This window comes from Marilutibacter maris (assembly GCF_003233695.1).
In the GTDB taxonomy this organism is placed as follows: Bacteria; Pseudomonadota; Gammaproteobacteria; order Xanthomonadales; family Xanthomonadaceae; genus Marilutibacter; species Marilutibacter maris.
Genome location: NZ_CP029843.1, coordinates 964,592 through 983,476, shown reverse-complemented (window position 1 = coordinate 983,476; position 18,885 = coordinate 964,592). Strand labels below are relative to the sequence as shown.

At 65.7% G+C, this 18,885-nt stretch carries 14 protein-coding genes; 6 read left to right on the top strand and 8 right to left on the bottom strand.

The features are described 5' to 3' along the window. Positions 1-13 precede the first annotated feature (13 nt). Complete coding sequence (locus tag C9I47_RS04400) at positions 14-1,963, top strand: hypothetical protein (protein WP_111265670.1); 1,950 nt, start codon at positions 14-16, stop codon at positions 1,961-1,963. Between the two features lie 18 nt (positions 1,964-1,981). Here C9I47_RS04400 and C9I47_RS04395 read toward each other — a convergent pair whose 3' ends face one another. From C9I47_RS04395 to C9I47_RS04385, 3 genes are read right to left on the bottom strand one after another with little or no spacing between them, the layout of a single operon-like run. After that, the gene (locus tag C9I47_RS04395) at positions 1,982-2,923 is read right to left on the bottom strand and encodes a lysylphosphatidylglycerol synthase domain-containing protein (RefSeq protein ID WP_111265669.1); all 942 of its coding nucleotides are present in this window, start codon (positions 2,921-2,923) and stop codon (positions 1,982-1,984) included. Then, positions 2,920-3,549 carry a class I SAM-dependent methyltransferase gene (locus tag C9I47_RS04390; protein ID WP_223250274.1) on the bottom strand — a complete coding sequence of 210 codons (630 nt, stop codon included), beginning with the start codon at positions 3,547-3,549 and terminating at the stop codon, positions 2,920-2,922. The genes C9I47_RS04395 and C9I47_RS04390 overlap by 4 nt, the downstream gene beginning before the upstream one ends. Continuing rightward, positions 3,542-4,399 (bottom strand): glycosyltransferase family 2 protein, encoded by an 858-nt coding sequence (locus tag C9I47_RS04385; protein ID WP_407067497.1) that lies wholly within the window; start codon positions 4,397-4,399, stop codon positions 3,542-3,544. Before C9I47_RS04385 ends, C9I47_RS04390 begins: the two co-directional genes overlap by 8 nt. 134 nt (positions 4,400-4,533) lie before the next feature. Between C9I47_RS04385 and pilB the strand changes: the two genes are divergently transcribed. From pilB to coaE, 4 genes are all read left to right on the top strand, one after another. Next, complete coding sequence (pilB, locus tag C9I47_RS04380; RefSeq protein ID WP_111265667.1) at positions 4,534-6,252, top strand: type IV-A pilus assembly ATPase PilB; 1,719 nt, start codon at positions 4,534-4,536, stop codon at positions 6,250-6,252. Between the two features lie 308 nt (positions 6,253-6,560). After that, positions 6,561-7,820 carry a type II secretion system F family protein gene (locus C9I47_RS04375; protein WP_111265666.1) on the top strand — a complete coding sequence of 420 codons (1,260 nt, stop codon included), beginning with the start codon at positions 6,561-6,563 and terminating at the stop codon, positions 7,818-7,820. A 3-nt stretch (positions 7,821-7,823) separates the two neighbouring features. Then, on the top strand, positions 7,824-8,687 hold the full coding sequence (locus C9I47_RS04370; protein WP_111265665.1) for a prepilin peptidase: 864 nt from the start codon (positions 7,824-7,826) through the stop codon (positions 8,685-8,687). 93 nt (positions 8,688-8,780) lie between these two features. Continuing rightward, on the top strand, positions 8,781-9,392 hold the full coding sequence (coaE, locus tag C9I47_RS04365) for a dephospho-CoA kinase (RefSeq protein WP_111265664.1): 612 nt from the start codon (positions 8,781-8,783) through the stop codon (positions 9,390-9,392). Between the two features lie 220 nt (positions 9,393-9,612). Here coaE and C9I47_RS04360 read toward each other — a convergent pair whose 3' ends face one another. From C9I47_RS04360 to C9I47_RS04350, 3 genes are all read right to left on the bottom strand, one after another. After that, the gene (locus tag C9I47_RS04360; RefSeq protein ID WP_111265663.1) at positions 9,613-10,563 is read right to left on the bottom strand and encodes a Nudix family hydrolase; all 951 of its coding nucleotides are present in this window, start codon (positions 10,561-10,563) and stop codon (positions 9,613-9,615) included. Positions 10,564-10,680: 117 nt separating this feature from the next. Then, complete coding sequence (gene secA, locus C9I47_RS04355) at positions 10,681-13,422, bottom strand: preprotein translocase subunit SecA (RefSeq protein WP_111265662.1); 2,742 nt, start codon at positions 13,420-13,422, stop codon at positions 10,681-10,683. 1,115 nt (positions 13,423-14,537) lie between these two features. Next, positions 14,538-15,449, bottom strand: a complete 912-nt coding sequence (locus tag C9I47_RS04350) for a M23 family metallopeptidase (RefSeq protein WP_111265661.1) — start codon at positions 15,447-15,449, stop codon at positions 14,538-14,540. Between C9I47_RS04350 and C9I47_RS04345 the strand changes: the two genes are divergently transcribed. Continuing rightward, complete coding sequence (locus C9I47_RS04345) at positions 15,433-15,915, top strand: DUF721 domain-containing protein (protein WP_190238602.1); 483 nt, start codon at positions 15,433-15,435, stop codon at positions 15,913-15,915. The genes C9I47_RS04350 and C9I47_RS04345 overlap by 17 nt on opposite strands. Before the next feature lie 278 nt (positions 15,916-16,193). Here C9I47_RS04345 and lpxC read toward each other — a convergent pair whose 3' ends face one another. After that, a complete protein-coding gene (gene lpxC / locus C9I47_RS04340; protein WP_111265659.1) occupies positions 16,194-17,105 on the bottom strand; it encodes a UDP-3-O-acyl-N-acetylglucosamine deacetylase in 912 nt (303 codons plus the stop codon). Between the two features lie 491 nt (positions 17,106-17,596). Then, positions 17,597-18,817 (bottom strand): cell division protein FtsZ, encoded by a 1,221-nt coding sequence (gene ftsZ / locus C9I47_RS04335; protein ID WP_111265658.1) that lies wholly within the window; start codon positions 18,815-18,817, stop codon positions 17,597-17,599. Between the last annotated feature and the right edge of the window lie 68 nt (positions 18,818-18,885).

Sequence of the window (18,885 nt, the reverse complement as noted above, 5' to 3'; positions counted from 1 at the left end):
TTGATCGCCACCCATGAGCTTCCACGTGACATCCCAACAACACGCCCGAATACTGATCTACGTAGCGCTCATTGGCACTGCATTCCTGTATTGGCCTGGCTTGTCCGGCCCCTTCATACTTGACGACCCATTCAACCTTGACCCCATCCAGCGCTGGCTGGATGGGCAGGCAAGCATCGCCGAGATCATCTTTGGAAACAGCTCGGGAGTCCTGGGTCGCCCGGTGTCCATGGCGAGCTTCTGGGTTACCGTCGCCAGTGGCGGGATGCACCCTTTCCCGTTCAAGTTCGGAAACCTGATTATCCACCTTGTCTGCGGGCTGCTGATCTGGCAGGTCGTTCGCCGAATACTGGCCCGGGACACACGGCTTGCCGCGCATGCCGAACTGCTCGGTGCAGGCGTCTCGATAGTCTGGCTGCTGCATCCAATCAATGTCAGCACCGTGCTGTACGCGGTACAACGCATGGCGCAATTGAGCACCCTGTTCGTCCTGGCCTCGCTCTGGGTCTACGTTTCCGGCCGGACATACCTGGAACAAGGCCACAGCCGAAAAGCCGCTGTTTACCTGTTTGCTGCATTTCCTGCGCTACTGCTGCTCGGCGTTTTCAGCAAGGAGAATGCTGCGGTTGCTCCTGCCCTATGCCTGGTCATAGAGCTGGCCTACTTCCGCAACCCACTTGACACAAAGCAGGTGAAAGGCTTCTTCGGCCTGTTCCTCGCACTGCCTTGCGTATTGGCGCTCACAGCCCTGCTCCTCTCCCCTGAGCGCCTGATTGGACTCTACGATACACGCGACTTCACCCTGACTGAGCGACTGCTCAGCCAATCCAGAGCGCTTTTTGAGTACATCGGCCTGCTGCTATGGCCCCGCGGCGGAGCTATGGGGGTATTTGTGGACGACTTCGCCACCTCAACGAGCTTGATCTCGCCCCCTTCAACGCTGCTGGCAATCCTCGGCCTGTTCGGCGTAAGCATATTTGCCTTGGCCCTTCGCCGGCGCGCCCCAAGCCTTTTTGCCGGATGGTTCCTGTTCCTCGTGGGTCACGGAGTCGAGTCGACGTTCCTGCCACTTGAGCTGTACTTCGAGCACCGCAACTATCTGCCCGGCTTCGGACTCATCGTGGCGCTGCTTGGACTTGCGTCTCTGGCAACGTCCAGCAAGATCCGACTCGACGCGCGCTTGGCCAGTGTCCTGACAGCATCTGTTGCCGTTCTGATCACACTGTGCCTGGGCTTGATAACAAGAGATCAAGTTCTGATATGGCGAAGCCAGGAAAGCATCGCCCGTCATGCACTGGAGAACCGTCCAACCTCCCTGAGAGCAATACTTGAGAACACCGGCATAGCCATCAAGAACAGCGACTACGCAACCGCAATGGCTCTCACGCGAAACCTGACATCAAGCGACAATCCGCGCCACAGGCTTCTTGGGCATATCCATAGCATCACCGTAGAGTGTCTGTCAGGCCGCGGCGGTTCGCCGGACGACCTGGAATCTGCGACGGAGGAGCGGCTCGACAAGGTATCTCTTTCCGAAGTCCAGGCATTTGGACCGCTTGCCAAGGCGGTGGCAGAAGGACGCTGCGACAAAGCGATCGACGCCTCACAAGTGGGCGACACCATCGTGAAGATTCTTGATCACACGCAAGCCCAGTCCGCAGCCTCAAAGCCCAAGTGGCTGATGAGGACGGCCGCCGCGCAACAGTACATGCGGGCCAATCGCTGGAGTGACGCCGAGGCTCAGGCAGAACTCGCGTGGCAACCCGGTGCCGACGCCGCAGTCGGAGCTTTGCTTACCCAGGTATACATACACAACGGCAAGAAGGAAAAAGCTTCAAGAGTTCTTTCGCAGGTCGCCGATCGCGTGGACGGCTACGAAATCGGCGGCCAGCGCGAGATTCTGCGTTTACAGCAGAAGATTGATGAGATGACAAGCTTAAAAGAAGAAGCACCCGCGTCCTAGCGACATCCGGCGACCGCCTTACCCGGCTTCATTCCGCCTGCCCCGCGAAGCCAGGGCCAGCAATAGCAGTCCCCCATCGCCAAGAAGCGTCAGCAACCTCAACGCTACCGCTAGCAACAGCGCCTGAGGAAATGAAATCAAGCCGGCAAGACCTCCAGCTATCACGGCTTCACGCACGCCAATGCCAGCAGGCGCGAACAAAGCCAGAATTCCGGCGACATGAGCCAATGCCAGGACGGCCACAGCCTGCCCTATTGGAACAGGCAGATCCGAAATTTCGCAGAGTATGAGCCAGAAAGCGGATCCAATCAGAACATGGGGCAACACATAAAGAGCAAGCAGCCCCAACGTGCTGATCAGACCCGCGGCTGGCTTCACCTTGCTCCCCGCGGGGCGATGCATATGATCGATCACGCGCACCGACACAGGAAACGCAGCAGCCACCACTGCAACGAGCAGGATACGCAGCATGTCCCAGTGGTAGGCGATCAGTGGCGGCAATGAGGTCAAGCTGCCCACTGCTGCCTCGGGCAGCAGCGCAATACCTACGACAATGCCGGAGCTGACATAGGCCAACTGTTCGACAAGAACGGACGCCCCCACTTCTCGCCAGCTCAAGTGCTCTCTGCGGGCAATCACTAGCTTGCCGAGGAGCAGGCCAAACTTCCCCGGCAGATAACGACCAGCCCATGCAAGAACCTGCGCGGGCATCCATTCAGATGCGGGGAGCCTTACGCCGTAGCGCCAATCTAGCCACAAGCGCCACAGTGCGCCCAGCAAAATGACCATGCCGCACCAGGCGATTACGAACCCGAAGGACTGAGGCAGCAGCAGAACCCCAAGCAGCCGGCCATCACCCAGCACGTCCATGCGCGCCAGACCCCATGCCATGGCAACGACGACGGCAATGACATAAAGCGCCTTCAGCGCGCGCAGCAGCTTGGTTCGCGCTTCGCTCACTGACGCGGCTTGAGTGACAGAACGGTCCATGGAATCGGCCGCGCTACGTCGCACACTTCAAAATGAGCCTGGACCTGTCTGCACAAGCCCCGGCTGGACCAGTGCTGGATATGGCCCGGCGTGTTGCCGAGATCACGAACGTACTTGCCCCGACAGAAGTTCAGGAATCGCCAAAGCGGCTCGCGGGGGGTGGACAGAATCACGGCTTCACGACTGACCCGCTGCAGCTCTACCAGGGCCCTCTCCGGGAACTCCAGATGCTCAAGCACCTCGAGCATCACCACCACGTCCACACTCTTGTCCGGAAGCGCCAGCTCGTAGACTGATTGGCGCGCGAACTTCGCTCCCGGATTTCTCGCCGCGGCCTTTTCCAGCAGGGTCTCACCGACATCCGACCCCAGGAAGGACGCCGACTCCGGCAACCATCGCAACAACCGCTGCGAGGAATAACCCGCGCCACAGCCAACTTCGAGCAGAGCGCTCCGCTCTCGCAGGTGGGGCGCCAACAGACGATGCACCGCCGAATAGAAGCGATCCAGGAGCATGCCACCGATCCGCCCGGCCTCTTCGTATTTGCCGGTGAACTCCCGATCTGGATCGTGCATGGTATCGGAGCGCTCAGTCACGTTCGCGGACATAGGTCAGAGAGGTGATCTGTTCGGATATCAACCCGATCAGGAACACGATCACCGCCGCGCTCCACAACAGGGCACTCATGTTGGTAAAGCGGCCGTAGTGCCAGAACGTCCACGCATAGTGACCCAGCCCCAACGCAGCGAAACCGGCCGAGGTCGGAGCGAAAAGCTTCAATGGCGAATACAGGGTGGCGATCTTGAAGATGATCAACAAGAATCGGATGCCATCGCGCAGCGGACGGATATGGCTGTTGGTACCGACCCGTCTGGCAACGTCGATCTGCACATAGGCGACCGGGTAGGCGCTGCGGAAGAAGGCCATCGTGCTGGTGGTCGGGTAGCTGAAGCCGTTCGGCAGCAGGTGCAGGAACTCGCGGAAGCGCTCGGCGCGGACCGCCCGGAAGCCCGAGGTCAGGTCCAGGATCCGGTGTCCGGTCATCCAACTGGCCAGGGTGTTGTACAGGCGGTTGGCCAGGCCGCGATGCAGGTTGGCCTGGCCGTTGCCGTCGCGGGCGCCCACGGCCATGTCGTAGCCGGCCCGGATCCGCTCCAGCAATAGCGGGATATGGGCCGGGTCGTGCTGGCCGTCGGCGTCCATGAACACGATCACCTCCCCGCCGGCGGCACGGGCACCGCGCTTGATCGCCGCGCCATTCCCCATCGAATACGGCGACGACAACACCCGCGCCCCGGCGTCCCGGGCGACCGCGGCGGTGTCGTCGGTGGAGCCGTCGTCGACCACGATGATCTCGGCCTCCGGCAAGACCTGCTTCAACGCCGGCAATGTCCGCGCCAGCCCCTCGGACTCGTTCTTGGCCGGCAATACGACTGAAATACGCATGATTCCTCCCCAGACCCGTCAATTTAACCTGAATCGACGACGGAAAAAGAGGCGCTGTGTCGAATCATGACCGATGACTCCCGCCGGGCCTGGGCTTTGCGGTAAAGTCGATCCAGAACGGCTTTGGGGGATCCATGAACACCGTCACGACCGCCAATCTCATCGGCATTACCGGCATCGCCCGACGCCTGGTCCTGGACGGGGCCCTCGACGAAGCGAGTGCCCGCGAGGCGATGGAATCGGCCACCGCCGAGAAGAAGCCGCTGGCGGCCTTCCTCGCCGAGAAGCGGCTGGTCTCCCAGCCGGCGCTGGCCGCCGCCAACTCGATCGAGTTCGGCATGCCGCTGTTCGACCCCGGCGCGCTCGACCCGGCCCAGTCGGCGGTCAAGCTGGTCAGCGAGGAGCTGATCCGCAAGCACAACGTGCTGCCGCTGTTCAAGCGCGGCAACCGCCTGTTCGTCGGCATCGCCGACCCGACCAACATCCATGCGCTGGACGAGATCAAGTTCCAGAGCAATCTGGTGGTGGACGCGATCCTGATCGACGAGGAGTCGATCAAGCGCAATCTCGACCGCTGGCTGGACAGCGCCGACGTCATGGAGGGCGGCGACGACGAGGGCCTGGAGAACCTGGAGGTCGGCAGCGGCGAGGACGATGCCGGCACCGACTCCGGTGTCGACGCCAAGGGTGACGACACCCCGGTCGTGAAGTTCGTCAACAAGGTACTGGTCGACGCGATCCGCCGCGGCGCCTCGGACATCCACTTCGAACCCTACGAGACCGAGTACCGGGTCCGCCTGCGCATCGACGGCCTGCTCAAGCAGATCGCCAAGGTCCCGGTCAAGCTGCAGGCCCGCATCGCCGCGCGCCTGAAGGTGATGTCCCAGCTCGACATCGCCGAGAAGCGGGTGCCGCAGGACGGCCGCATCAAGCTGAACCTGTCCAAGAGCCGGCAGATCGACTTCCGCGTCAGCACCCTGCCGACCCTGTTTGGCGAGAAGATCGTGCTGCGTATCCTCGACGGCAGCGCGGCCAAGCTGGGCATCGACAAGCTCGGTTACGAGGACGACCAGAAGCAGCTGTACCTGGAGGCGATCCAGAAGCCGTACGGCATGGTCCTGGTCACCGGCCCGACCGGCTCGGGCAAGACGGTGTCGCTGTACACCGCGCTGAACATCCTCAACGACGACACCCGCAACATCTCCACCGTCGAGGACCCGGTCGAAATCCGCGTGCCGGGCATCAACCAGGTGCAGATGAACATCAAGCGCGGCATGACCTTCGCCGCCGCGCTGCGCAGCTTCCTGCGCCAGGACCCGGACGTGATCATGGTCGGCGAGATCCGCGACCTGGAGACTGCCGAGATCGGCATCAAGGCCGCCCAGACCGGTCACATGGTGTTGTCGACCCTGCACACCAACGACGCACCGCAGACCATCGCCCGCCTGATGAACATGGGCGTGGCGCCGTTCAACATCACCTCATCGGTAACCCTGGTGATTGCCCAGCGCCTGGCCCGGCGCCTGCACGACTGCAAGCGCAAGGTCGAGCTGCCCGAGCACGCACTGCTGGCCGAGGGCTTCACCCAGGAGGAGATCGACGCCGGGCTGACCCTGTACGACGCGGTCGGCTGCCCCGACTGCACCGAAGGCTACAAGGGCCGTACCGGCATCTACCAGGTGATGCCGATGAGCGAGGAGATCCAGGAGATCGTGCTGGCCGGCGGCAACGCGCTGCAGATCGCCGAGGCGGCGCAGAAGGCCGGCATCAACGACCTGCGCCAGTCGGCCCTGCTCAAGGTCAGGAACGGGGTCACCAGCCTGGCCGAGATCAACCGCGTCACCAAGGATTGACCCGCGCATCCACGCCACATCCGGTGGGCGGTACCATCCGGAAACGGAGCCTCGCCCATCCCGACGGCGCGCTTTCCGCCCTGGATCCGACGCCAGACGGTACCGTGGCCGACGCAGGGAGGATTTAGGGTGTGACCGCAGCCGCTGTCCTGACGCGCAAGGTCAGGATATGCTTGAGGACGGCAATCCGGGCCTGAAGTCCGGGTGGCCGGTCGCCGGGACGGGGGAGCGTCGCGGTCAGGCCAGGGGATGACGCGGCCATTCCGGCGCGTCGCCATTGCTAATCATGTATTCACTGGGGGCTCTTCATGTCCGCTACCCGTACCGCAGCCAAGCCGCAACCCGCCGTCCGCCGGGCCAACCCGATGGAGATGTTCGTCTGGGAGGGCACCGACAAGCGCGGCAAGGTCATGAAGGGCGAGCAGCCCGCCAAGAGCGCGAACATGCTGCGCGCCGAACTGCGCCGCCAGGGCATCACTCCGAGGGTGGTCAAGGCCAGGGGCAAGCCGCTGTTCGCCGGTGCCGGCTCCAAACCGATCACCCCGCGCGACATCGCCATCATGAGCCGCCAGCTGGCGACGATGATGAAGTCCGGCGTGCCGATCGTGACAGCACTTGAGATCATTGCCGGCGGCCAGAAGAATCCCAAGATGAAGACCCTGGTCAATACGATCAGGGCCGACCTGGAAAGCGGCCTGTCGCTGTACGAGGCGTTGTGCAAGCACCCGGTACAGTTCGACGAGCTGTATCGCAACCTGGTCCGCGCCGGCGAGGCCGCCGGCGTGCTGGAGACGGTGCTCGACACCATCGCCAGCTACAAGGAAAACATCGAGAGCCTGAAGGGCAAGATCAAGAAGGCGCTGTACTACCCAGCCACGGTCATCGCGGTGGCGATCCTGGTCAGCGCGATCCTGCTGGTGTTCGTGGTGCCGCAGTTCGAGAAGACCTTCGCCAGCTTTGGCGCCGAGCTGCCGGCCTTCACCCTGATGATCCTCGCCGCCAGCGACTTCATGATCGCCTACTGGTGGGCTGTCCTGCTGATGGTGGTCGGCAGTGGCGTGGCCTTCGTGATGGCCAAGAAGCGGATTCCGGCCTTCGCGCACTTCCTCGACCGGATGTCGCTGAAGCTGCCGATCGTCGGCCAGATCCTGCACAACTCGGCGATCGCCCGCTTCGCCCGCACCCTGGCGGTGACCTTCCAGGCCGGCGTGCCGCTGGTCGAGGCATTGGACACCGTTGCCGGCGCGACCGGCAACGTGGTCTACGAGAAGGCCGTGCTCAGCATCCGCGACGATGTCGCGGTCGGCTACCAGGTCAACATGGCGATGAAACAGACCAACCTGTTCCCGCACATGGTGATCCAGATGGCGGCGATCGGCGAAGAGGCCGGCGCGCTCGACACCATGCTGTACAAGGTCGCCGAGTTCTACGAGGAAGAGGTCAACAACGCGGTCGACGCGCTGTCGAGCCTGCTCGAACCGCTGATCATGATCATCCTCGGCGTGATCGTCGGCAGCATGGTCGTGGGCATGTACCTGCCGATTTTCAAACTGGCGGCGACGATCTGACACATGGCGTATCTGGACCAGAACCCGGCCATCGGCTATCCGCTGGTGGCCGGCCTCGGGCTGCTGGTCGGCAGCTTCCTGAACGTGGTGATCCTGCGCCTGCCCAAGCGGCTGGAGTGGGAGTGGCGGCGGGACGCCCATGAGATTCTCGAGGACACCGACAACTACGACCCGCCTCCTCCGGGGATCGTGGTCGAGCGTTCGCACTGCCCGCACTGCAAGCACCAGCTGAGCTGGTACGAGAACATCCCGGTGTTCAGCTGGCTGGCCCTGCGCGGGCGCTGCCGCAGCTGCAAGACGCCGATCTCGGTCCAGTACCCGCTGGTGGAGCTGCTGACCATGCTGCTGGTGCTGGTCAGCGTCTGGCAGTTCGGCTTCGGCTGGCAGGGCTTCGGCGCGGCGTTGTTCTCCTGCTTCCTGATCGCCGGCTCGGGCATCGACTTCCGCACCCAGTTGCTGCCCGACCAACTGACCCTGCCGCTGATGTGGCTGGGACTGATCGCCAGCGCCGACAACCTGTACTTTCCGGTCAAACCGGCCCTGCTCGGCGCCGTCGCCGGCTATCTGAGCCTGTGGTCGGTCTGGTGGGTGTTCAAGCAACTGACCGGCAAGGAAGGCATGGGACACGGCGATTTCAAGCTGCTCGCCGCGATCGGCGCCTGGGTCGGCCTGAAGGGCGTGCTGCCGACGATCATGCTGTCTTCTCTGGTCGGCGCGATCATCGGCTCGATCTGGCTTGCCGTGAAGGGCCGCGACAAGGCCACGCCGATCCCGTTCGGCCCCTACCTCGCGATTGCGGGCTGGATCGTGTTCTTCTGGGGCGACCGCCTGATCTCCGCCTACCTCGAATACTCCGGGCTGGGTTGACGTCCCGCGGGGGCGACCCGGCCACGTTTCATGCCCCCAGGGCCTTGAGGCATGTGGCGCATCTCGCCCCATCGGCTGCGACATAATGCCGCCATGAGCGAATTCATCATCGGCATCACCGGCGGCGTCGCCTCGGGCAAGAGCGCGGTCACGGCCCGGTTCCAGGCCCTGGGCATCGTCGTCGCGGACGCCGATCTCGCCGCGCGCGACGCGGTTGTCGCCGGTTCGGAGGGACTGGCCGAGGTCGTCGCGGCGTTCGGCAGTCAGATCCTGACCGCCGACGGGCACCTGGATCGCGCGGCGATGCGCGCCCGGGTATTCGCCGACGTCGACGCCCGTTCCCGCCTGGAAGCGATCGTCCATCCGCGCGTGCGCAGGCAACTGATGGCCGAATGCCAGGCGGCGACAGGCGAGTACGCAATCGCCGCAATCCCGCTGCTGGCCGAGGGCGGGGGCCGCAACGCCTATCCGTGGTTGGACCGGATCCTGGTCGTCGATACCTCCATCGAAACCCAGCGCCGACGCCTGATGGCACGCGACGGGATCGATGCGGACCTGGCCGAACGCATGATCGCGGCCCAGGCCGACCGTCGGCAGCGGCTGGCGCTGGCCGACGACGTGATCGTCAACGATGGCCCGATCGAGGCGCTCGACGCGCACGTGGCGGCCCTGGACCGCCGTTACCGCGCCCTGGCCGCCGCATAGAGGCGCAAACACAGCCGTAGGAGCGGCGTAAGCCGCGATGAAGCCTTTCCATCGCGGCGCGGCTCACACCGAGCCTCTGGCTGTGCTCGGCGCTTGGCTAGCTTGTCGGAGTGGCTGGCCTTGCGATCCCCGTGCCCCATCGAGGCGATGTCCCGCAGGAGCCGCGTGAGCCGCGAGGGCCGGCTGCCCCATCCCGGCTCGCCCCGCGCCTGCGAACGCCCTACCCGCCCGGCCACAGCGCGCGGATCGCCGCCACGCCCTGGGCGCCGTGCTCGCGCGCCTCGGCCAGATCCCCGGGGCCGAGGCCGCCAATCGCGTATATCGGCATCGACACATGTTCGCGCAGCGCGGCGAAGCCGGACCAGCCCATCCCGGCAACGCCAGGATGGCTCGGCGTCGACCTGATCGATCCCAGGACCACGAAATCGCAGCCTACCGCCTGCGCATGCCTGAGCTCGTCGAGTCCGTGGCAGGAAGCGGCCACCATCCGCCCTGCCGGCAACGGGCGGCGCTTGCTCGTACCCAGCGTCGCGGCCTTCAGGTGCACCCCGACGCCCAGCGCCTCGGCCAGCGCGGGATCGTCATTGATCAGGACCTCCGCCTTGGCCTTGCGGCAGCGACGGATCGCGGCGGCGGCCAGGCGCTGCCAACGCTCCGCATCGACGCCCGGCGCGCGCAGCTGCACCCGGCGGACATCGCCCGCCAGCGCCGCGTCGAGCCCGGCCAGCCATCGCGCATCGTCGTCTCCGGGCGCCGGCGATACCAGATAGAGCCCCGGCTGCCGCAACGCCGCCACCACCGGCAGGTCCGCCGGAGGCATGGTGTAGCGGGCCAGCTTGTCCATCGGCACCCACGCCATGGCCTGCTGCTCGCGCGCGCGCGGCGTGCCGTCCCAGTCGTCGACATGGCGAACGTCCAGGCACAAGCGTTTGTGCGGGTAGCGCTGCGGAACCTTGATCAACGGCGCCCCGGGACGGACCCGGATGCCGAGCTCCTCATCGAGCTCACGGACCAGCGCCGCCTCAGGGGATTCTCCGGGCTCGCGCTTGCCGCCCGGAAACTCCCACGAGCCGGCCAGATCGCGCCCCTCGGTCCGGCGGGTCAACAGGACCCGGCCACGAGCGTCGCGGATCACCCCCGCGACCACTTCCACGATGCGTGAGGCCTTCATGGCCGTCCCTGGATCCTCTTGTCCGACGGGACGCCTCCGCGGCCCGCAACGCGTCCAACGCCTCTCGCCGCCGCGCCACCACCATGGGTAAGGCGGGGCGGCCTGGGGGGCGCGACGTCAGTCGAGCTGCCCATGGCAGTGCTTGTATTTCTTACCGCTGCCGCAGGGACACGGATCGTTGCGACCGACCTTGGGCATCGCCCTCGCGGCCTGCTGGAAACCCTGCCCCGGGGCCGCCGTGGCGGCGGCCTCCTCGTCGGCGCCGTAACCGCCCGAGTCCGCATGCTGGAACTGCATCTGCCGCGCCTTGGCCTCGGCGGCGGCACGCTCCTGCGCCTCCATCGTCGCGATCTCTTCCTCGGTGCGGATCCGCACCCGCGACAACAGGGTGACGACCTCGCGCTTGACCTTGTCCAGCATCTCGCTGAACAGCTCGAAGGCTTCCTTCTTGTACTCCTGCTTGGGCTGCTTCTGGGCGTAGCCGCGCAGGTGGATGCCCTGGCGCAGGTAATCCATCCGCGCCAGGTGCTCCTTCCAGTTCTGGTCGAGCACGTTGAGCATGATGTGCTTCTCCAGCTGGCGCATGGTCTCGGTGCCGAGCTGCGCCTCGCGCGCGGAGAAGTGCGCATCGACCGCCTTCAGCACGTGCTCCTCGATGCCCTCGGCATCCAGCGACTGGCTGTTGGCGACCAGTTCGGTCAGCGCGACCGGCACGCCCAGTTCGCTCTCCAGCGCGGCCTCCAGGCCCGGCAGGTCCCACTGCTCGTCGACCGAGTCGGCCGGCACGTGGCGCGCGACCAGCTCGGCGACCACGTCGTAACGGATGCCGTCGATGTTCTCCTGCACGCTGTCGGCGACCAGCAGCTCGTCGCGCTGCCCGTAGATGACCTTGCGCTGGTCGTTGTTGACGTCGTCGAAGTCGAGCAGGTTCTTGCGGATGTCGAAGTTGTGGGCCTCGACCTTGCGCTGCGCGTTGGCGATCTGCTTGGTCACCAGCGCGCTCTCGATGATGTCGTCCTCCTTCAGACCCATCCGCGCCATCACCTTCTGCACCCAGTCGGCGGCGAAGATGCGCATCAGGTTGTCTTCCAGCGACAGGTAGAAGCGCGACGAGCCCGGATCGCCCTGGCGGCCGGCACGACCGCGCAGCTGGTTGTCGATGCGGCGGCTCTCATGGCGCTCGGTGCCGATGATGTGCAGGCCGCCGGCCGCCTTGACCGCGTCGTGGCGCTGCTGCCATTCGGACTTCATGCGGGCGCGGGTCACCTCGTCCAGCGGCGCGCCGGCCTCGGCCTCGGCGGCCTCGATCTCGGCCTCCAGCGAGCCGCCGAGGACGATATCGGTACCGCGGCCGGCCATGTTGGTGGCGATGGTGATCGCGCCCGGCTGGCCGGCCTGGGCCACGATGTGCGCCTCGCGCTCGTGCTGCTTGGCGTTGAGCACCTCGTGATGGATCCCGGCCTCGCGCAGCTGGCTGCTGAGCAGCTCGGACACCTCGATCGAGGTGGTGCCGACCAGCACCGGCTGACCGTTGGCGTTGGCTTCCTTGATCTCGTTCAACACCGCCCGGTACTTGCCATTGCGGTTCAGGAACACCGCATCCGGGTGATCCTTGCGCTGGATCGGCTTGTTGGTCGGGATCACCACCACTTCCAGTCCGTAGATGTTCTGGAACTCGTAGGCCTCGGTGTCCGCGGTACCGGTCATGCCGGCCAGCTTGTTGTACATGCGGAACAGGTTCTGGAAGGTGATGCTCGCCAGCGTCTGGTTCTCGCGCTGGACCGGCACCCCCTCCTTGGCCTCGACCGCCTGGTGCAGGCCGTCGGACCAGCGGCGCCCGGCCAGGGTGCGGCCGGTGAATTCGTCGACGATGATGACCTCGCCGTCGCGGACGATGTAGTCGACATCGCGCTGGTAGATCGCGTGCGCGCGCAGCGCGGCGTTGAGATGGTGGACGACGGACAGGTTGTGGCCCGCGTACAGGGCGTCCTCGTCCTGCAGGATGCCGGCCTTGCGCAGCAACTGCTCGGCGTGCTCCTGACCGGCTTCGGACAGGTACACCTGCTTGCTCTTCTCGTCGACCCAGAAGTCGCCGATCGCGTCCTCGGACTGCTGGCGGACCAGGTTCGGGACGATGCGGTTGACCTTGATGTACAGCTCCGGCGACTCGTCGGCGGGGCCGGAAATGATCAGCGGGGTGCGCGCCTCGTCGATCAGGATCGAGTCGACCTCATCGACGATCGCGAAGTTCAGCTCGCGCTGGAAGCGATCCTCCTTCGACAGCGCCATGTTGTCGCGCAGATAGTCGAAGCCGAACTCGTTGTTGGTGCCGTAGGTGATGTCGGCGGCGTAAGCCTCGTGCTTGTCGCCATGCGGCATGCCCGGGTAGACCACGCCCACGCTCAGGCCCAGCCAGTTGTACAACCGCCCCATCCAGGCCGAGTCGCGCCGGGCCAGGTAGTCGTTGACGGTGACCACGTGCACGCCCTTGGCTTCCAGCGCGTTGAGGTAGACCGGCAGGGTCGCGACCAGGGTCTTGCCCTCGCCGGTGCGCATCTCGGCGATCTTGCCCAGGTGCAGGACCATGCCGCCGATCAACTGCACATCGTAGTGGCGCATGCCCAGGACACGACGCGAGGCCTCGCGGCAGACCGCAAAGGCCTCGGGCAGGATCTTGTCGAGCGATTCGCCGTCGCGGATGCGTTGCTGGAACTCCGGCGTCTTGGCCTGCAGCTCGGCGTCCGAGAGCTTCTCCATCTCCGGCTCCAGCGCATTGATCTTGACGACGGAGCGTTGCAGTTGGCGCAGCAGGCGATCGTTGCGACTGCCGAAGACACGGGTAAGCAGGCTGTTGAGCATTGACAGAACCGGTTGTTGGTGTGGGAGTCCCGACGGGTCGGGGCTCCTGTGGAACGGGCCAGCGCGTGCGCCAGGCCCCCAAAAAATAGAAAAGGGCGCCGCGCGCCCCCTCTGGCACTGCGATTGTAGCTGGGGGCGAGGAAGCCTGCTTGCAAGGCATTGCCTTGCAGGCTTCCGAGCGCCCGGAGCGGCTGTGCCGTGTAGGGCCGGACCGAGGAGGCTTGCTTACAAGGCACTGCCTTGTAAGCCGACGAGCGCCCGAGGCCCGTGGCCGAGGGCCAGAACGAGGAGACCTCCCCTCAAGGCACTGCCTTGCAGGCTTCCGAGCGCCCGGAGCGGCTGTGCCGTGTAGGGCCGGACCGAGGAGGCTTGCTTACAAGGCACTGCCTTGTAAGCCGACGAGCGCCCGAGGCCCGTGGCCGAGGGCCGGAACGAGGAGACCTCCCCTCAAGGCATTGCCTTGCAGGCTTCCGAGCGCCCGGAGCGGCTGTGCCGCGCACGGCCGAGGATGAGGCGCCCTTCCCCTCGGGGCCACCTTGGCCATCCAGGATCCCGTAGGAGCGGCGCAAGCCGCGATCCCCGGGCTGTGCCCGGGAATCCCCAAAGTTTGCTGCGCAAACCATGGGCCCCGCCGTTGCACTGCCATACCCCCATTCGCACCTGCGGCGCGAATCGCCCCCTGACTCAGGGGGAACGATATCCGGCTGCGCCCGGATATCTCCCAAAGTTTGCTGCGCAAACCTTGGGCCCCGCCGTTGCGCTTCCACACCCCCATCCGCACCTGCGGCGCGAATCGCCCCCTGACTCAGGGGGAACGATATCCGGCTGCGCCCGGATATCTCCCAAAGTTTGCTGCGCAAACCTTGGGCCCCGCCGTTGCGCTTTCACACCCCGATTCGCATCTGCGATGCGAATCGCCCCCTGACTCAGGGGGCTGCGGCCATGAAATCCAATGCAGGAGCCGATGGGCGTTTGCCATGAGCCCGGGGATCGCGGCTTATGCCACTCCTGCGATCCCGCTCTGTTCCCCTGCCCCACTCGCAAGAACGGGGCGTTTCCGCCCCGTTCCGATCTGTCCGCATTCGAATCGGCCTTTCTCGGCCAGCCCGTCCCGATCACCCCTTCAGCGGCGACTGCTGGCTGAGGAAATTGCGCGGATTGACCACGCGACCGTTCTCCCAGACCTCGAAGTGGACATGGGCGCCGGTCGAACGACCGGTCGAGCCGGCCTTGGCGATTTCCTGTCCGGCGCGGACCAGCTCACCGACCTTGCGGCTCAACCTGGAGTTGTGCGCATAACGGGTCACGTAGCCGTTGCCGTGATCGATCTCGACCACCTTGCCGTAGCCGGAGCGCACACCGGAGTAGCTGATCACGCCGTCGGCGACGGCGAACACCGGGTCGCCGGTGTTGGCGTCGAAGTCGATGCCCTTGTGCAGTGCGCGGCCACCGCGGAACGGATCGGCGCGGTAGCCGAAGCCCGAGGTGATGTAGCTGCGGGCCACCGGCGAGCGCGACGGCACCGCGTTGAGATCGAGCTGGCGGCTGAACAGCAGCGCTTCCAGCACCGAAAGCTGCTGGCCGGCGGCCTCGAACTGCGCGTCGAGCTGCTGCAGCCCTTCGTCCAGCTCCGGCTTGGAGATATCCTCGACCGGGCCGGCGCCACCGACGCCGACCGGCTTCTCGAAGTCGAACTCGCCGTCCTGCAACTGGCCGATCCGGGTCAGCCGCTCGCCGAGCGCGTTGAGGCGGTTGGCCTCGGCCTGCAGTTCGCCCAGACGGGCGGCCAGCGCATTGATCTCGCGCTGGGCCTCGCGACGGGTATCCTCGATCTGGGCCTGCTGGTCGGCGACCTGCACACGCAGGGTGGCGGTCATCGCGACGCCGGCTCCAAGTCCCACGCCCAGCCCGGTCGCGAGCAGCAGCGAGGCGCACAGACCGGGCCGGGCCGCACCGAACCGCTGTCCCTGCCAGAGCAGGTGGGCGGCGGCCCGGCGCGATGATTGAATGATGTTCTCGAAGGTCATATTTCCGATGTCTGATTCCAAAGCCAGGTCCCCGCGTCGTCAGCCGGCTCCGCAGGAGGCGCTCGATGCGCTGCTCGCGGAACCCGCCGGCGACCCGATCCGTCGTGCCCTCTGGCTCGACGAGGTGGACCGTCGCCTACGTCCCCATCTGCCGCCTTCACTGGCCCCGCACGCGAGGCTTGCGAATATCAATCACGGCAAGCTGGTTTTTGTCGTCGACGCTCCGGTGTGGCAATCCAGACTCAGGATGTCCGCACCGGAACTGCTCAACGTGGCCCGCTCCATCGGGCTTACTGCAACCGACGTGGTCATCAAGGCGTCGAAGACTCCCCATGCGCCGCCAAGACCGGCTCCACGTCAGCCTGTCCCCATGTCCGCACGCGCGAAGCAGGCGCTGCGGGCCGCCCTGGATTCGCTGCCGACCGCCGATTCGGGCGATACGGACGATTCCAAGTCCGGTCATTGAGGGAAAACGCCCACAAATGTCCGGGGGACGGGGCATCCTACTGGCGCAAATCCCGCCATTTGTTAACTAAAAAGAAATAAATAAGAAAATTTATGTTAGTTTTTAGTTAACTTGCGGGCATTTGTTCACGTCTGTGACGATCGCACGTTTGCGCCGTGCAGCCCTGCGCATCCCGTCCGTCAACACGCGCACGCGCTCCGAGCGCGCCGCTCGGGCGGCACGGATCGGAGGTCAAGAAGGGGAAACGGCGGGCGTCACGGGCCCGCGGCGCTGCCTGCTCAGGCGTTGATCGGAGTGCCGTAGGCCACCGGAACCGGCTGCCGCTCGTCGACGTAACTGACTTCTTCCCAGGTCGCGGGTTCGGCGATCAGCGCGCGCACCAGCTTGTTGTTCAGCGCATGCCCGGACTTGAAGCCCTCGTAGGCGCCGATGATCGGTCGCCCCGCCAGGTAAAGATCGCCGACCGCGTCGAGGATCTTGTGGCGGACGAACTCGTCGGCATAGCGCAGGCCGTCCTCGTTCAGGACCCGGAACTCGTCGAGCACGATGGCATTGTCCATCGAGCCGCCCAGGCCGAGATTGCGCTCGCGCATGAACTCCAGGTCGCGCATGAAACCGAAGGTCCGCGCGCGGCTGACTTCCTTGACGTAGGAGGCGGTCGAGAACTCGACCTCGGCACGCGACTGCGACGCCGGGATCGCCGGGTGGTCGAACTCGACGGTGAAGCCGATCCGGAACCCCTCGTGCGGGGTGAAGCGGGCGATCTTGTCGCCGTCGCGGACTTCCACCGGCCGGGTGATCCGGATGAAGCGTTTGGGCGCGTCCTGCTCGGCGATGCCGGCGGACTGCAGCAGGAACACGAACGGGCCGGCCGAGCCGTCCATGATCGGCACTTCCGGCGCGGACAGGTCGATGATCACGTTGTCGATCCCCAGCCCGGCCAGCGCCGACATCAGGTGCTCGACCGTCATGACCTTGCCGCTGCCACAGCTCAGGCCGGTGCACAGCATGGTCTCGGTGACCAGTCCGGCGCGCGCGGGGATCTCCACCACCGGGTCGAGGTCGACACGGCGGAACACGATGCCGCTGTCCACCGGGGCCGGGCGCAGGGTGAGGAACACCTTCTCGCCGCTGTGCAGGCCCACGCCGGTGGCGCGGATCAGATTCTTGAGGGTGCGCTGGCGCAACATGTTCGGGTGGGCCTGTCTATGTAGTTATGGTCTCGAAGCCCAGGCTGCCGGCCCCCGCAAATCCGTCGCCTTTCCGGACGATCCACGCGGGGGCGTCATGCCTGCATGCGTGCCATGGCGGCACGCCCAAAATCACGGGGGAGAATACCACGCATGTGGCTGAACCTGAACGAAAAGCCGGTTCAGCCGCCGCAGCTCGACCGCCTGTCATCGACGGCCGCGAAACTGACCGGTCCGGGTCGCGGACCGGTCGAAGGCCCCGGAGCGGGTCCGGGGCGAATATCCCGCCTGGCCGGGGACGAGTCCGGCCAATTCAGGGAGTTGGCCTGCCCGACTCGCGGGCGGCCACCGCAGCGCCGACGGTCAGTCGGCCTGCCGGCGCAGGGTGAGGCGCCGCGCTTGCGAGGCACTGCCTCGCGCGGCGTCGAACGCCTGGCCATGGATGGACAGGCCGGACGATCCGTCCTCTCGATGCATCGCCAAGGACGGCATCAGTCGGCCTGCCGGCGCAGGAACGCCGGGATGTCCAGGTAGCTGCTGTCGCTGCCGAAGTCGGCGGCTTCCGGAGCCGACGACGATGCCGCCGGCGCGGCGTCGGCCATGCCGCCGCGACGCAGGCTGCCGCCGAAGCTCGGAGCCGCCGGCGCCGGCGCCTCGTCCATCGCGCTGAACTCGGGCTGGCCGGTGGTGCCGTTGCGGACCAGTTGGATCGGCGCGCGCTGCTCGTTCGGACGCGACTGCTTGGAGACCGCCCGGTTCAGGCCGGTGGCGACCACGGTGACCTTGACCTCGTCCTGCATGTCCGGGTCGAGCACCGTGCCGATGACCACGGTCGCGTCCTCGGAGGCGAACTGCTCCACGGTGCGGCCGACCTCGTCGAACTCGGCCATGGTGAAGTCCGGACCGGCGGTGATGTTGACCAGGATGCCGTTGGCGCCGGACAGGTTGACGTCGTCCAGCAGCGGGTTCTGGATCGCCGCCTCGGCCGCGGCCTGGGCGCGGTCGTCGCCGCGGGCGGCACCGGTGCCCATCATCGCCAGGCCCATCTCGGACATCACCGTGCGCACGTCGGCGAAGTCGACGTTGATCAGGCCCGGACGCACGATCAGGTCGGCGATGCCCTGCACCGCGCCCAGCAACACGTCGTTGGCGGCGCGGAAGGCCTGGATCATCGTCGCATTGCGGCCGAGCACGGTGATCAGCTTCTCGTTCGGGATCGTGATCAGCGAATCGCAGTGGTGGCTCAGCTCCTCGATGCCCTTGAGCGCGACCTGCATGCGGCGGCGGCCCTCGAACGGGAACGGCTTGGTGACCACGGCGACGGTCAGGATGCCCATCTCCTTGGCCAGCTGCGCGACCACCGGCGCCGCGCCGGTGCCGGTGCCGCCGCCCATGCCGGCGGTGATGAACACCATGTCGGCGCCTTCCATCGCATCCATCAGGCGCTCGCGGTCCTCCAGCGCGGCCTGACGGCCGACCTCGGGGTTGGCGCCTGCGCCCAGGCCCTTGGTGACGTTGCTGCCCAGCTGCAGCTGCAGCTTGGCCCCGCAGTTCTTGATCGCCTGCGAGTCGGTGTTGGCGGTGATGAATTCCACGCCGTCGACGTTGCTGCTGACCATGTGCGCGACCGCGTTGCCGCCGCCGCCGCCGACGCCGATGACCTTGATGATGGCATTGGGTGCCATGCTCTCGACCAGTTCGAAATGTGCCATGTCCTCGTCCTCTGTCTGTGCAGTGCTAGTTGTTGTTGTGTTCTTGCATTGGGGAGATTGCGTGTGTT

Excerpts from the sequence above, each read along its gene's own strand:
- C9I47_RS04400 (WP_111265670.1), top strand. The coding sequence starts at position 14 with ATGAGCTTCCACGTGACATCCCAACAACACGCCCGAATACTGATCTAC.
- C9I47_RS04385 (WP_407067497.1), bottom strand. The coding sequence starts at position 4,399 with ATGCGTATTTCAGTCGTATTGCCGGCCAAGAACGAGTCCGAGGGGCTG.
- pilB (WP_111265667.1), top strand. The coding sequence starts at position 4,534 with ATGAACACCGTCACGACCGCCAATCTCATCGGCATTACCGGCATCGCC.
- C9I47_RS04375 (WP_111265666.1), top strand. The coding sequence starts at position 6,561 with ATGTCCGCTACCCGTACCGCAGCCAAGCCGCAACCCGCCGTCCGCCGG.
- C9I47_RS04370 (WP_111265665.1), top strand. The coding sequence starts at position 7,824 with ATGGCGTATCTGGACCAGAACCCGGCCATCGGCTATCCGCTGGTGGCC.
- coaE (WP_111265664.1), top strand. The coding sequence starts at position 8,781 with ATGAGCGAATTCATCATCGGCATCACCGGCGGCGTCGCCTCGGGCAAG.
- C9I47_RS04360 (WP_111265663.1), bottom strand. The coding sequence starts at position 10,563 with ATGAAGGCCTCACGCATCGTGGAAGTGGTCGCGGGGGTGATCCGCGAC.
- secA (WP_111265662.1), bottom strand. The coding sequence starts at position 13,422 with ATGCTCAACAGCCTGCTTACCCGTGTCTTCGGCAGTCGCAACGATCGC.
- C9I47_RS04345 (WP_190238602.1), top strand. The coding sequence starts at position 15,433 with ATGTTCTCGAAGGTCATATTTCCGATGTCTGATTCCAAAGCCAGGTCC.
- C9I47_RS04350 (WP_111265661.1), bottom strand. The coding sequence starts at position 15,449 with ATGACCTTCGAGAACATCATTCAATCATCGCGCCGGGCCGCCGCCCAC.
- lpxC (WP_111265659.1), bottom strand. The coding sequence starts at position 17,105 with ATGTTGCGCCAGCGCACCCTCAAGAATCTGATCCGCGCCACCGGCGTG.
- ftsZ (WP_111265658.1), bottom strand. The coding sequence starts at position 18,817 with ATGGCACATTTCGAACTGGTCGAGAGCATGGCACCCAATGCCATCATC.